This is a genomic window from Pseudomonas sp. ASL4 (assembly GCF_056680395.1).
Genome location: NZ_CM155280.1, coordinates 6,456,897 through 6,470,405, shown reverse-complemented (window position 1 = coordinate 6,470,405; position 13,509 = coordinate 6,456,897). Strand labels below are relative to the sequence as shown.

The window sequence follows — 13,509 nt, the reverse complement described above, 5'->3', positions numbered from 1 at the left end:
GTTCACCTTTGTAAAAAGACTAATGACGGTTATGCAGTGAGTTTAGCTCAGCCCTTGAGCTTCTCGGCAATCCAGATGGTGTGGCGCGTGCCTTTGTTGCCGTGGGCGAAGACTTGCACTTCCTCGGCCTTGAAACCGGCCTTCTTCAACTTGTCGGAAAACTGCTTGTCGGCACTGGCCGACCAGACGGCCAGCACGCCTTTGGGGCGCAGGGCTTTGGCGCAGGCGCTCAGGCCACCGGCGGAGTAGAGCCAGCTGTTGGCGCGCTGGGTCAGGCCTTCGGGGCCGTTGTCGACGTCGAGCATGATCGCATCGAAACCCTGCGGTTCGGCTTGCAGCACCTTGGCGACGTCTTCCATGCGGATCACGGTGCGCGGGTCGAGCAGCGGGTTGCCGGCCTTTTCGCCCAGCGGCCCACGATTCCACTCGACCACGCCCGGTACCAGTTCGGCGACCACCACCTCAGCGGTCTTGCCCAAATGCTTGAGGGCCGAGGCGAGAGTGAAGCCCATGCCCAGGCCACCGATCAAAACGCGTGAGTTCGGGCGGCCGGCAACCTTGCGGCACGGGATCTCGGCCAGGGCGTCTTCGGAGCCGTGCATGCGGGTGTTCATCAACTGCCCGCCGTCGCCACCCTGGATCTTGATGACGAAATCTTCACCGTATTCGAACAGGCACAGGGCACCGCCGTTTTCAGGGATAGGGGCGGTGTCGAGCAGAACGAAACGTTTCATGGGAGGCTCTTGAGGAAAATTGGCATAAGGCAAACGGACGCAGTTGGGAGTAGCCTGCAAGCAGACAACAAGGCCAACGGAGCCATTGATGAAGCGCACTATTCTAACGGTCATTGCCTTGGCCGCGCTCTCGATTACTGCAGTGCAGGCCCAGGAGCAGCAAACCATCCCCACCAGTCCCGCGCCGATGCCCGGATCACCCGGTACTGCGACACCCACGCCGTACCCGCAGATCACCCCCACCAACGTACCCCGTACCGGTTCGGGCAGCGGCAGCCAGCCGTTGGAGCCGATCGAAATGCCGAGCCCACCCAAGGACCAGACCTTGCCGGGCCTTGAGCAGAACAGCACCAAAATCAAATCGCCGGGTGGGTAGTGTCCTGTCTCACAAATACGTTCCTCTTTTGACGAGTGGCTGTTGTCGTCAGGCGAGGAGCGACACTTACACTTGCTGTGACAGCAGTTGCCCATCCGCCATGCGCAGGCGTTTGGAAAGGGAGACGGCGAGGGCGCGGATGATTTTCGCCGCGATCTTTGGCGCATCGTTGAGCATTTTTTCCAGCGAGTCCTTGCCCAGGTTGAGCAACTGACAATTGCTCGCTGCGACGCAACTGGCCGAGCGCCGCTCGCCATCGAGCACGGCCATCTCGCCGAACGCCCGACCGCTGCGCAGGGTGGCCATGATCACCGTTTGCCCGTCGCCGTTGGTCTTTTGCACCGACACCTGGCCGGTGTGGATGATGCACATGAAACTGCCGGCATCGCCCTCGTGGAAGATCTCTTTGCCCTGGGCGATGGTGCTGATGCTGAAATAGCCGGAAGCGGCGGCGAAGTCGGCTGGCAGCAGTTGATCGAACAGGCCGCAGTCCATCAGCCAGTCGCGAATTTCGTTGTTCAGTAAGGTCGGTTCTGACATGTCGTCACGGTCTTTTTCTTGTGGTGTGTTGCGGGTTCGGGCTTGGGCTCGCTGCAAACCCCTTGTGGTAGCGGACTTTGTGGCGAGGGGGCTTGTCGGAACGCCGCATCGTCCCGTTCGGCTGCGAAGCAGTCGTAAAACCAGCGCATGCGGTGTGTCTGATGCATTGCGGTTGCAGGTTTTGGGGCCGCTTCGCGACCCAACGGGGACAAGCCCCCTCGCCACAAAAGCCCGGTTCCCACAAGGGGATGTGTGTGGCAAAGGCCCGGCGTTCTGGTCTTAAGACCGGAACCCCGGGCCAAGTTCCTCAGGCGATGCCCAAAACCTTGAAAACAAATGCGTATTCGAGGGCTACGTCACGTAATCCCTGATATCGACCGCTCATTCCACCATGCCCGGCGCCCAGTTCGGTCTTGAGCAGCAGGGGATTGTTGTCGGTTTTGGTCGCGCGCAATTTCGCCACCCACTTGGCCGCTTCCCAATACTGCACGCGACTGTCGTTGTAGCCGGCGATCACCAGGGTCGCCGGATACGCCTGGGCGGTGACGTTTTCGTACGGGGCGTAGGCCTTGATCCGATCATAGACGTCTGGCTCTTCCGGATTGCCCCATTCGTCGTATTCGGTGACGGTCAGTGGTAAATCCGGGTCGAGCATGGTGTTCAGTACGTCGACGAACGGCACCTCGGCAATCGCCGCCGCAAACAACTCCGGACGCTGATTGAGTACCGCGCCGATCAGCAATCCACCGGCACTGCCACCGCTGATCGCCAACTGCTGTGGCGTGGTGAAACCGTTGGCGATCAAATGCTCGGCGCAGGCGATGAAGTCGCTGAAGGTGTTGTGCTTGTGTTCCTGCTTGCCGGCGCGGTACCAGGCTTCGCCCAGCTCACCGCCGCCACGCACGTGAGCGATGGCAAACGCCACGCCGCGATCCAGCAGACTCAAACGGGCATGGGAAAACCACGGGTCGAGGCTTTCGCCGTAAGCGCCGTACCCATAGAGATACAGCGGTGTCGGTTTACCGAGCGCTTCGCGTTTGACTACAAGGCTGATCGGCACTTGCGTGCCGTCCGGCGCGGTGGCCCACAGGCGTTGGCTGACGTAGGCGTCGGCGTCGAACGGGCCGAGCACCGGAGTTTCCTTCAGGACTTTCTGCTCGCCAGTGGCCAAGTCCAACTGACGAACCTGCGCCGGACGGTTCAACGCCTCGTAACGCAGACGAATCTTGTCGCTGACGAATTCCAGGCTGTTCTGCACATGCAGGCTGTAGGCTGCGTCCGGCAATTGCACGCGATAAGGCGCCAAGCCTTGCGGGCGAACCTCGATGATCGGCAAGCCACCCTCGCGCAGGCTCAGGGTCACGGCTTCGACGTTCAGGCTCAGGCCTTCGAGCATCACGCTGTCGCTGTGGGGAATCAGGTTCTGCCAGTCCGCCTCGGTCGGCGCGACGCCGGTATCGAGGGCGGTGTACAGGGCGAAGTTGATGCCGTCGCGGTTGGTGCGAATAAACCAGGTCCATTGGCCATCGAGCGCGCCGTGGTCGACGTCGTATTCGTGGTCCTCAACCCGTGGCGCCAGGCAGGTAAAAGCCTGCTGCGGCTGGAACGCATCGAGCACCCAGACTTCACTGGTGGTCTTGCTGCCCAGGGACAGCAGCAATTGCTGTTCAGAACTGGAACGGTAGCAATGCAGGAAAAATCGGCCGTCCGGCTCATGAAACACTTCTTCGGCGGCCGTGCCGTCCAGTCGATAGCGCATCAGCTTGTGCGGGCGATGGGTGTCATCCAGTTCGCCGAAAAACAGCGTCAGGCTGTCGTTGGCCCAGGTCATGCTGCCGTCGCAGTCCTCGAATTCCAGTTCGCTGACCTTGCCGTTGGATAACTCCTTCACGAACAGCGTGTAAATCTCATCGCCGGTGGCGTCGAGGCTGTAGGCCAGACGCTGGTGGTCCGGGCTGATGCTGAACGAGCCGAGGGAGAAGAAGCCGCCATTGGCCAGTACGTTCGGGTCCAGCAGCAATTGTTCCTGGTTTTCATCGATGAGCAGGCTGTCATCGGCCGGGCGCGGGCAGCGGTAATGGCGGGCGTATTCGTCGCCGGCCGTGGTGCGGGTGTAATACAGGTACGGCCCCCACGGCGAAGGCAGGGACAGGTCGGTTTCGAGAATCCGGCCCTTGATCTCTTCGAACAGGGTTTCGCGCAGCCCGGCCTGATCAGCGGTTTGCGATTCTTGATAGCTGTTTTCAGCCTTCAGGTAATCGAGCACCGCGTCGGTGTCGCGCTCCTGGAGCCAGGCATACGGGTCAGAACCTTCAGCCTTGCGGGCAATCGGGGCGCTGGTGACGTTGACGGATAAGGGCATGAAGGGCTCTCGGACAATGTACGGAATAGGGGCTTCGCAGACGGTAGGCAATCTTGACGCCGTTGCTGAACCTGTGGGAGCGAGCCTGTGGCGAGGGGGCTTGCCCCCGTTGGGTCGCGAAGCGGCCCTAAAACCAGACACCGCAATCTTTATTCAAGAACGCGGTGCTTGGTTTACGACTGCTTCGCAGCCGAACGGGGGCAAGCCCCCTCGCCACAAGCTCGCTCCCACGGGTTCCATGTCTGACCGACTGGCATTGGGACAAGCCTGACGGGCGAAAAGTCGTTACTATAAGCGCCTCTTTGCCTGCCTTGCCATGGACACCATGACCGAGAACGACTATCTGATCGCTTGGGGCCTCTACGCCTTTGCCGCTTTAGGCTGCCTGTTGGTGTGGATGCGCTTGACCCGCTGGATGTGGCGCTACCTGCGCGAGCCACTGCGGCTGCTCGTGGCGGTGTTGCTGTTCAGCCCGACCATCATCGACCCGGTGAAGGAAAAAGTCGCCCCGGCCATCGCCATTACCGCCCTGGACCTGGCGTTCAAGGTGGGCAACAACGCCTGGCGGGCAATTTCCGATCTGTTCATGTACGGCATGATCGCGTTTGGCCTGTACCTGATTTTCGTACTGATCCGCTGGCCGATCGAGCGCGCGTCCAACGCCCGCAAAGAACAGGCTGCTGCGGCGAAGGCGGCGATCAAGGCTGAGGAACGCGATAACGATCAACCGTTCGGCGTTGCCGGCGATGATCGCTACGGCCGTCCACCGGTCCCGAACAACCCCCAGCGTTCGCGCATCGAACCGCGTTTGTAACCTTGCCCCTGCATTGAAGCGAGAGTCCGAGCATGTGTGAGTTATTGGGCATGAGCGCCAATGTCCCGACCGATATCGTGTTCAGCTTCACCGGGCTGATGCAGCGCGGCGGGCGTACCGGGCCGCACCGTGACGGCTGGGGCATCGCTTTCTATGAAGGCCGCGGCCTGCGCTTGTTCCAGGACCCGGCGGCAAGCTGCGAGTCCGAAGTAGCGAACCTGGTGCAGCGCTACCCGATCAAGAGCGAAGTGGTGATCGGGCACATCCGCCAGGCCAACGTCGGCAAGGTCTGCCTGTCCAACACCCACCCGTTTGTGCGCGAGTTGTGGGGGCGTAACTGGTGTTTCGCTCACAACGGCCAGCTCGCGGACTTTGAGCCAATCAAGAGTTTTTACCGCCCCGTCGGTGATACCGACAGCGAAGCGGCGTTCTGCGACTTGCTCAACCGGGTGCGGGCAGCGTTCCCTGAACCGGTCGAGATCGAAGAACTGCTGCCAGACCTGGTGGCCGCCTGCGCCGAGTACCGCAGCAAAGGCGTGTTCAACTGCCTGCTCAGCGACGGCGACTGGCTGTTCTGCTATTGCTCGACCAAACTGGCGCAGATCACCCGCCGCGCCCCGTTCGGCCCGGCGCGCCTGAAGGATGTCGATGTGATCGTCGACTTCCAGGCCGAAACCACGCCTAACGACGTGGTCACGGTGATCGCCACCGAACCGTTGACCGAAAACGAAACCTGGACCCGCTACGAACCGGGCCAATGGAGCCTCTGGCGACGCGGTGAATGCGTCAGCCAGGGCAAGACCGAATAAGGACTCACCTCAATGTTGCTCAGTTATCTACGGCTGGTGTTGTTTGCGGCGGGCCTGTTGATCGGTGTCCAGGTGCCGGGCTTCATCAGCGACTACGCGAAACGGGTCGAAGCGCATCTGATTGAAGCGCAGACCGGTTTGAGTGGTTTCCAGGGCACCGCCAATCAGTTCTTCAAGGGCGATATGCAGGCCTTGGTCGCCCACTACCGCGAAAGCGAAGACCCGATCTTTCGCAGCGATGCCGACAGCTTGAGCACCTTGCTCACCCGGCAGTTGGCCCTGGATAAACAGTTCCAGGCCATGCAAGGTCCGTGGTACATCCGCGTCCTGCAAGTGGCGCTGGCCGCCGACCCGGATATTCGCAAGGAAACCTGGAACGGCTACAGCTACCAGATCCTGCTGACCCCGGAAGCGATGATCTGGGGCATGAGTGGCGCGTTGCTGTTGTCATTCGGCATTGAATGCCTGTTCCGGTTGATCGACTGGGTGGTGCTCGGCGGCAAACGCCTGCGCCAGAGCCGGCCGATTGAAGATCGGGATGTGCGTGGGTTGTAAGAACAAAAAGATCAAAAGATCGCAGCCTCCGGCAGCTCCTACTCCAATCTCTGTAGGAGCTGCCGAAGGCTGCGATCTTTTGATTTTAGCCAGCCGAAGTTTGCCGAGAACAGGGCTTTTGTGGCGAGGGAGCTTGCTCCCGCTGGGCTGCGAAGCAGCCCCAAAACCAGTCACCCTGGTGTTTCAGATAAACCGCGTTTGTCGGGTTATACGACGGCTTCGCAGCCGAGCGGGAGCAAGCTCCCTCGCCACAGGGTGTGGTTAGTCAGCAAGAATGATGTAACCCTCACCCACCTTGCGCGCATACCCCTCCAGCACCAGCTGACACAACGCCACAATCTCCTCGACCCATTCCACCCCGACCCGCCACGACACCACCACCTGCAAATTCGGTGGCCGTTGATCGATAGCCAGCAAGGTCAACTCCCCGCGCGCCAGTTCCTCGGCCACCAACACCGGCGGCAGCGCGCCAATCCCGAAGCCGTCGCGCAACAACCGGGTAATCGCCGACACCGAATTCACGCAGTTCAATCGTGGCGCCATCACGCCGTTGGCCTGCATCAACGCCAAAATATCCTGATGCGGATGCGAGTTTTTCGAGTAGGTAATGATCCGCTCCCGCGCCAGATCCGCCACGCCTGAATACTCACGGTTGTAGATGGAGTTACTGGCGACGATCCAGCCCATCGGGTGGCTGGCCAGTTCCAGGCTGCGCACGCTTTCCTGACGTAACAGGTCGGTTTGCAGGATCAGATCGAGAAAGCCTTTTTGCAGCTGATCGCAGAGGTTGAGCGAGGTATCGGCCACCAGCTCGATTTCCACCAGCGGATAGTGATCCATCATCTGCGCCACCAACGGGCTCAGCCAGGTGTGAATCACCGTGTCCATCACACCGATCCGAATCCTTCCGACCTTGCTCGAACGGGTCTCGATCGACTGCTTTAGCGCCTGCATGGTGTCCATCATCTGCTCGGCGTATTCGAGCACTTTCAAACCTTCCGGCGTCAGGCTTACACCCCGGGAATCGCGCAGGAACAGCTTCACCCCCAGCTCACTTTCGAGCACGGCGATGCGGCTGGAAATCGACGCCTGGGTGGTGAAGAGCTTGTCCGCAGTCAGGCGAAAACTCTTGAGTCGGGCGACCCAGACAAAGGTCTCTAGGAACTTCAGGTTCATGTAATCAACTTTTTCTTATGTCTGGAGCGGGTTTTTATTAGTTGGACGCCGCAGGGCCGGGCGCCCAAAAATCGGCGCATCCGGTTCCCACGATAGGCGTCGTCGGGGCTTCGAACAATACCAATAAAATTTGCACGGAGATTTGCCATGAGTGCGCCCGACACCCTCGACCTCCCCAAGGCCACGACTCGCCCGGGACCGTTCGACTGGTATCGCAACATCAACAAACAGGAGCGCCGGACCTTCTGGAGCTGCAAGATCGGCTATGGCCTGGACGGCATGGACACCCAGATGCTCAGCTTCGTGGTGCCGACCCTGATTGCCATGTGGGGCATCACCACCGGGCAGGCCGGACTCATTCACACCAGCACCCTGATCGCTTCGGCCATCGGCGGCTGGGTGGCGGGGATTCTCTCCGACCGCATCGGCCGCGTGCGCACGTTGCAGCTGACCGTGCTGTGGTTCGCCTTCTTCACCTTCCTCTGCGGCTTCGCCCAGAACTACGAACAACTGCTGATCAGCCGCACCTTGATGGGTTTCGGTTTCGGTGGTGAATGGACCGCCGGGGCTGTGCTGATGGGCGAAGTGATTCGCGCCAAGGACCGTGGCAAAGCCGTGGGCATGGTGCAATCGGGCTGGGCGTTGGGCTGGGGATTGACGGCGATTCTGTATGCGCTGCTGTTCTCGGTGTTGCCGCCGGAAGACGCTTGGCGCGCACTGTTTATCCTTGGCATCGTCCCGGCGATTTTTGTGATTTTCGTCCGTCGACTGGTCAAGGACCCGGAGATTTACCGCGAAGCCAAAGCCAAGCAAGAACCAAGCAACCCGGCAAAATTCTACGAGATCTTCGCTCCCGGCATCCTCTTCACCACGATTCGCGCTTCGGTGCTGACCACTGGCGCACTGGGCGGTTACTACGCGATTACCTCTTGGTTGCCAACTTTTCTGAAGAACGAACGGGGGTTGAGCGTACTCGGCACGGGCGGTTATCTGGCGATGGTGATCGTCGGTTCCTACGTCGGTTATGTCATCAGCGCGTATTTGACTGACATCCTCGGCCGCAAGAAGAACTTCATTCTGTTCGCCGTCGGCTCGTTCACCATCGTGTTGCTCTACACCCAATTACACGTCAGCAACGGCGTGATGCTGTGGCTGGGCTTCCCGCTGGGCTTCTTTGCCTCGGGGATTTTCAGTGGCATGGGCGCGTTTTTGACCGAGTTGTTTCCCACGCGAATTCGCGGCTCGGGCCAGGGTTTTTGCTACAACATCGGTCGTGCGTTGGCGGCGTTGTTTCCGCTGTTGATCGGTTTGCTCAGCCAGACGGTGCCGTTAAGCGTTGGCATCGGGGCGTTTGCGGCGGTGTCCTACGGCGTGGTGATCCTCGCAGCCTTGAGCCTGCCGGAAACTCGTGGCAAGCAACTCGACGCCCAATAGCTTAATAATCAGCAACTGATAATCTGCCGGGCATCTGCCCGACAGTAAAAAAAGAATATGCCTACAGGAGTGTTCACCGTGAGCCGCCTGCTATTGAACTGCGACATCGGCGAGAGTTTCGGCAACTGGACCATGGGTCTGGACGCCGAGGTCATGCCCTTCATTGATTGTGCCAACATCGCCTGCGGCTTCCATGCCGGCGACCCGAGCATCATGCGCAAGACCGTCAGCCTGGCCCTGAGCCGCGGCGTGAAGATTGGAGCGCACCCGGCCTATCAGGACCTGGTCGGGTTCGGTCGACGTTCCATGGCCTACACCGCCCAGGAACTTCAGGACATCCTGCATTACCAGATCGGCGCCCTCGACGGCATCTGTCGGGCTCAGGGCGGGCGGGTGAGTTACGTCAAACCCCACGGCGCGATGTACAACGACATGATGGCCAATCCGGCGCAATTGCGTGCGGTGATCCAGGCTGTGGCCGCCTACGATCGCACGTTGCCGTTGATGCTGATGGCCACCCGCGACAACAGTGCCGCGCAACAATTGGGCGACGAATACGGCGTGACGCTGTGGTTCGAAGCCTTCGCCGACCGCGCCTACGACAGCGCCGGCATGTTGGTTTCGCGACAATTGCCGGGCGCGGTGCATCACGATCCCGAGAAAATCATTGAGCAGGCGCTAATCATTGCCCGTGGCGCCAACCTCACGGCCAGCGATGGCAGCGCTTTGCACTTGCAGGCCAACACCTTGTGCGTCCACGGCGACAACGCCAGTTCTGTGGCCGCCGTGCAGCGTATTCGTGAGGCCTTGAATCAGCAGAGTGCGTCATGAAACCACGGGTTGAAGTAGTCGCGCTGGACTGCCTGATGGTGCGCCTGTTCGATGAAATCGCCGAAGCGAACATGCCGTGGATGCTCGCGGCCAGCGAAGGGCTGCGCGCAGCGTTTGCCGGGCATTTGATCGACCTTGTGCCGTCCTACACGACGTTGATGGTGCATTACGACCTGACTGCATTGAGCCCGGTTCAGGCGCGGGAATTGATCGCGCAAGCGTTGATCGATCTATCGCCCAATGCCAGTACCAGCGGCAAATGCCATGTGCTGCCGGTCTGGTATGACTTGAGCGTCGGCCCCGAATTGAGCCTGTTGTCCCAACGCAGCGGGTTGGCGGTGGACGACGTAATCCGCCGCCACAGCGATCGCGAATATCAGGTGTTCGCGCTGGGCTTCGCACCAGGTTTCGCCTTCATGGGTTTAGTAGAGGAAATCCTCGCCGCGCCGCGTCTGAACACCCCGCGTAAGAAAGTCGCAGCGGGTAGCGTGGGAATTGCCGAGCGGCAAACCGCCGCTTATCCGGTGGTGTCGCCCGGAGGCTGGAACCTGATCGGCCGTACCCCGGCCAAACTGTTCGACCGCGAACGTGACGGCTATAGCCTGATGCAACCCGGCGACACGGTGCGGTTCGAAGCCGTCAGTCATGCCGAGTTCATCAACCTGGGCGGTGACGATACGCCACTGGAGGCCCAGGCATGAGCCGTCTGAGGATTGAAGCGAGTACGCCGCTGTGCCTGTTGCAGGACGCTGGCCGTTTTGGCGTGCGGCACTTGGGTGTGACCCAGGGCGGCGGGCTGGACTGGCGCTCGATGTCATGGGCGAATTGGCTGTTGGGCAACGGGTTGGATGCGCCTGTGGTGGAAATCACCCTTGGCGGGTTCAGCGTGCTGGCCGAGGAAGATTGTGTGCTGGCGCTGGCGGGCGCGGATCTGGGCGCGCAGGTGAATGGCGAGGCGTTGGCGCCGTGGCGCAGTTTTCGGCTGCACAAAGGTCAGCGCTTGCAGTTCACCCAGCCGCTGCTCGGAGCGCGGGCTTATCTGGCAGCACCGGGTGGTTTCGACGCGCCGAAGGTGTTGGGCAGCAGCGCGACGGTGATCCGTGAGGAACTCGGCGGGCTGGATGGCATGGGCCGGCCTTTGGCCAAAGAAGCACAGCTGAGCTATTCGGGCAGTGACTTGATCTTGCTGCGGGAGCTGCCGCGCGAACACATCCCTGATTTCAAACTCGATGCACCGCTGGACCTGGTGCTCGGCGCGCAGATCGGCGCGTTCAGCGGGCAAAGCCTGTTTGATGCGTTCAACAGCACTTGGACCCTCGACAGTCGTGCCGACCGCATGGGCATTCGCCTGCTGGGCACGCCGTTGCAGTACCAGGGCAAACCGATGATTTCCGAAGGCATCCCGCTGGGCGCAGTGCAGGTGCCACCGGACGGACAGCCGATTGTGTTGCTCAATGATCGACAGACCATTGGCGGCTATCCGAGATTAGGCGCATTGACGCCGTTGGCCCTGGCGCGGCTGGCGCAGTGTTTGCCCGGGGCGAAGGTACGGTTGCGGCCGGTGGTGCAGGACGTGGCGCATCGGGAGCAGGTCGGGTATTTGCGTCAGTTTGTGAATCGCTAAAAGCTTCGCGGGCAAGCCTCGCTCCTACAGGTTTCGGTGTTAACCCTGTAGGAACGAGGCTTGCCCGCGATGGTGTCATCCCGGACAACAATCATCTCTACTTGGACAAAAACCGCATCCCTTCCTCCAACCCGCGCAAGGTCAGCGGATACATCTGGTCTTCGATCAAATCGCGCACGATGTTGGTCGACGAGGTGTAGCCCCAAGTGTCTTTCGGGTACGGGTTGATCCAGATGAGCTTCTTGTACTTCGCCATGAAGCGCTGCATCCACACATAACCCGCCTCTTCGTTCCAGTGCTCCACGCTGCCGCCAGCCTGGGTGATTTCATAGGGCGCCATGGCGGCGTCGCCGATGAAGATCACTTTGTAATCGGCGCCGTATTTGTGCAGCAGATCCTGAGTCGAGAAACGCTCGGAGGTGCGGCGCATGTTGTTCTTCCACACCGACTCATAAAGGAAGTTGTGGAAGTAGAAGTACTCCAGGTGCTTGAACTCGGTCTTGCAGGCCGAGAACAGCTCTTCGCAAATCTTCACGTGGGCGTCCATCGAGCCGCCGATGTCGAACAGCAGCAACAGCTTGACGGTGTTGCGCCGCTCCGGCCGCATCTGAATGTTCAGCAGCCCGGCATCGCGGGCGGTGTGGTCGATGGTGCCGTCGATGTCCAGTTCTTCGGCCGCACCCTGACGGGCAAATTTGCGCAGCCGGCGCAGGGCAACCTTGATGTTGCGCGTGCCCAGTTCCACCGAGTCGTCGAGGTTCTTGTACTCGCGCTGATCCCAGACCTTGACCGCTTTGCCCTGACGCTTGCCGGCATCGCCGACCCGAATACCTTCCGGGTTAAAGCCGCCGGAGCCGAACGGGCTGGTGCCGCCGGTGCCGATCCATTTGTTGCCGCCGGCATGGCGTTCTTTCTGTTCTTCGAGGCGTTTCTTAAACTCTTCGATCAACTTGTCGAGGCCGCCGAGGGACTGGATCTGCGCCCGTTCTTCATCGCTCAGGGAACGCTCGAATTCCTTGCGCAGCCAGTCTTCCGGAATCAATGCCTGAAGGTGGTCGTCGAGTTTTTCCAGGCCATTGAAGTAGGCGCCGAAAGCCCGGTCGAATTTGTCGAAATGCTTTTCGTCCTTCACCAGAATCGTCCGGGACAAGTAATAAAACTCGTCCATGTCGGCGAAGACCACGCGTTGTTTCAGCGCGTTGATCAGGTCCAGCAGCTCGCGCACCGAGACCGGCACCTTGGCGGCGCGCATTTCATTGAACAGGTTGAGCAGCATGGCGATCGCCTCCGCTTTTGTTAAAAAAAGCGATACTTAGCGAGAGCCGCGACGGCTCATGAACGCCAGGCGCTCAAGCAATTGCACGTCCTGTTCGTTCTTCACCAGCGCACCGGCCAGCGGCGGGATAGCCTTGGTCGGATCACGTTCGCGCAGCACTGCTTCGCCGATGTTGTCGGCCATCAGCAGTTTGAGCCAGTCCACCAGTTCGGAGGTCGACGGCTTCTTCTTCAGGCCCGGCACTTTGCGCACGTCGAAGAACACGTCCAGCGCTTCGCTGACCAGGTCTTTCTTGATGTTCGGGTAGTGCACATCGACGATCCGCTGCATCGTCACGCGGTCCGGGAAGGCGATGTAGTGGAAGAAGCAGCGGCGCAGGAATGCGTCCGGCAGCTCTTTCTCGTTGTTGGAGGTAATGATGATGATCGGGCGAATCTTGGCCTTGATCGTCTCGTCGATCTCGTAAACGTAGAACTCCATCTTGTCGAGTTCTTGCAGCAGGTCGTTCGGGAACTCGATGTCAGCCTTGTCAATTTCGTCGATCAGCAGGATCACCCGTTCTTCGGACTCGAAGGCTTCCCACAGCTTGCCCTTTTTCAGGTAGTTGCGAACGTCGTGGACCTTTTCGGTGCCCAGTTGCGAGTCACGCAGACGGCTGACCGCGTCGTACTCGTACAGGCCCTGATGCGCCTTGGTTGTGGACTTGATGTGCCAGGTAATCAACTTGGCGCCAAAGGACTCGGCCAGTTGCTCGGCGAGCATGGTCTTGCCGGTGCCCGGCTCGCCCTTGACCAGCAGCGGACGCTCCAGGGTGATAGCGGCGTTGACCGCCAGCTTCAGGTCATCGGTGGCGACGTAGGCCTGGGTGCCTTCGAACTTCATCTGCTAATCCTCGAACGGTAACGCCGACCTGAACGGGGCAGGGCGGGGCGCAATAAGTGTAGTCCCCCGACTATAACGCGCTGCCCGGTCGACTGT

At 60.3% G+C, this 13,509-nt stretch carries 14 protein-coding genes; 8 read left to right on the top strand and 6 right to left on the bottom strand.

The features are described 5' to 3' along the window. Window positions 1–47: 47 nt before the first annotated feature. Window positions 48–734: a spermidine synthase gene (locus AC1MEW_RS29670; protein ID WP_027925870.1), complete on the bottom strand. Its 687-nt coding sequence runs from the start codon at window positions 732–734 to the stop codon at window positions 48–50. 88 nt (window positions 735–822) lie between these two features. Here AC1MEW_RS29670 and AC1MEW_RS29665 point away from each other — a divergent pair, with 88 nt between their 5' ends. Further along, window positions 823–1,110: a hypothetical protein gene (locus tag AC1MEW_RS29665; protein WP_480424567.1), complete on the top strand. Its 288-nt coding sequence runs from the start codon at window positions 823–825 to the stop codon at window positions 1,108–1,110. A gap of 66 nt (window positions 1,111–1,176) precedes the next feature. Here the strand turns inward: AC1MEW_RS29665 and AC1MEW_RS29660 are convergent, their stop codons facing one another. Further along, window positions 1,177–1,650 carry a cyclic nucleotide-binding domain-containing protein gene (locus AC1MEW_RS29660; protein WP_201201537.1) on the bottom strand — a complete coding sequence of 158 codons (474 nt, stop codon included), beginning with the start codon at window positions 1,648–1,650 and terminating at the stop codon, window positions 1,177–1,179. A 307-nt stretch (window positions 1,651–1,957) separates the two neighbouring features. Continuing rightward, window positions 1,958–4,012, bottom strand: a complete 2,055-nt coding sequence (locus AC1MEW_RS29655) for a S9 family peptidase (RefSeq protein ID WP_480424565.1) — start codon at window positions 4,010–4,012, stop codon at window positions 1,958–1,960. Between the two features lie 316 nt (window positions 4,013–4,328). Here AC1MEW_RS29655 and AC1MEW_RS29650 point away from each other — a divergent pair, with 316 nt between their 5' ends. Genes AC1MEW_RS29650 through AC1MEW_RS29640 form a run of 3 tightly spaced genes read left to right on the top strand, consistent with a single transcriptional unit; the run spans window position 4,329 to window position 6,190 of the window. Next, the gene (locus tag AC1MEW_RS29650; protein WP_201195182.1) at window positions 4,329–4,826 is read left to right on the top strand and encodes an MFS transporter; all 498 of its coding nucleotides are present in this window, start codon (window positions 4,329–4,331) and stop codon (window positions 4,824–4,826) included. 32 nt (window positions 4,827–4,858) lie between these two features. Further along, window positions 4,859–5,635: a class II glutamine amidotransferase gene (locus AC1MEW_RS29645; protein ID WP_054049027.1), complete on the top strand. Its 777-nt coding sequence runs from the start codon at window positions 4,859–4,861 to the stop codon at window positions 5,633–5,635. Window positions 5,636–5,647: 12 nt separating this feature from the next. Further along, a complete protein-coding gene (locus AC1MEW_RS29640; RefSeq protein ID WP_201201541.1) occupies window positions 5,648–6,190 on the top strand; it encodes a DUF2937 family protein in 543 nt (180 codons plus the stop codon). Window positions 6,191–6,451: 261 nt separating this feature from the next. On the opposite strand, the gene AC1MEW_RS29635 is transcribed toward AC1MEW_RS29640, so the two are convergent. Further along, window positions 6,452–7,366, bottom strand: coding sequence for a LysR family transcriptional regulator (locus tag AC1MEW_RS29635; RefSeq protein WP_201255741.1), 915 nt, complete (start codon window positions 7,364–7,366; stop codon window positions 6,452–6,454). Between the two features lie 147 nt (window positions 7,367–7,513). Between AC1MEW_RS29635 and AC1MEW_RS29630 the strand changes: the two genes are divergently transcribed. The 4 genes from AC1MEW_RS29630 to AC1MEW_RS29615 all read left to right on the top strand — a co-directional run bounded on the left by AC1MEW_RS29630 (window position 7,514) and on the right by AC1MEW_RS29615 (window position 11,255). Beyond that, window positions 7,514–8,800: an MFS transporter gene (locus tag AC1MEW_RS29630; protein ID WP_201201545.1), complete on the top strand. Its 1,287-nt coding sequence runs from the start codon at window positions 7,514–7,516 to the stop codon at window positions 8,798–8,800. Between the two features lie 78 nt (window positions 8,801–8,878). After that, complete coding sequence (locus AC1MEW_RS29625; protein WP_201201547.1) at window positions 8,879–9,631, top strand: 5-oxoprolinase subunit PxpA; 753 nt, start codon at window positions 8,879–8,881, stop codon at window positions 9,629–9,631. Continuing rightward, entirely contained in the window at window positions 9,628–10,332 is a 705-nt protein-coding gene (locus AC1MEW_RS29620; protein WP_201201549.1) for a 5-oxoprolinase subunit B family protein, read from the top strand. The genes AC1MEW_RS29625 and AC1MEW_RS29620 overlap by 4 nt, the downstream gene beginning before the upstream one ends. Further along, a complete protein-coding gene (locus tag AC1MEW_RS29615; protein ID WP_201255740.1) occupies window positions 10,329–11,255 on the top strand; it encodes a 5-oxoprolinase subunit C family protein in 927 nt (308 codons plus the stop codon). The genes AC1MEW_RS29620 and AC1MEW_RS29615 overlap by 4 nt, the downstream gene beginning before the upstream one ends. A gap of 97 nt (window positions 11,256–11,352) precedes the next feature. Here AC1MEW_RS29615 and AC1MEW_RS29610 read toward each other — a convergent pair whose 3' ends face one another. Further along, window positions 11,353–12,531 (bottom strand): vWA domain-containing protein, encoded by a 1,179-nt coding sequence (locus AC1MEW_RS29610; protein WP_201255739.1) that lies wholly within the window; start codon window positions 12,529–12,531, stop codon window positions 11,353–11,355. A 36-nt stretch (window positions 12,532–12,567) separates the two neighbouring features. Next, window positions 12,568–13,413, bottom strand: coding sequence for an AAA family ATPase (locus tag AC1MEW_RS29605; protein WP_201201554.1), 846 nt, complete (start codon window positions 13,411–13,413; stop codon window positions 12,568–12,570). Window positions 13,414–13,509 lie beyond the last annotated feature (96 nt).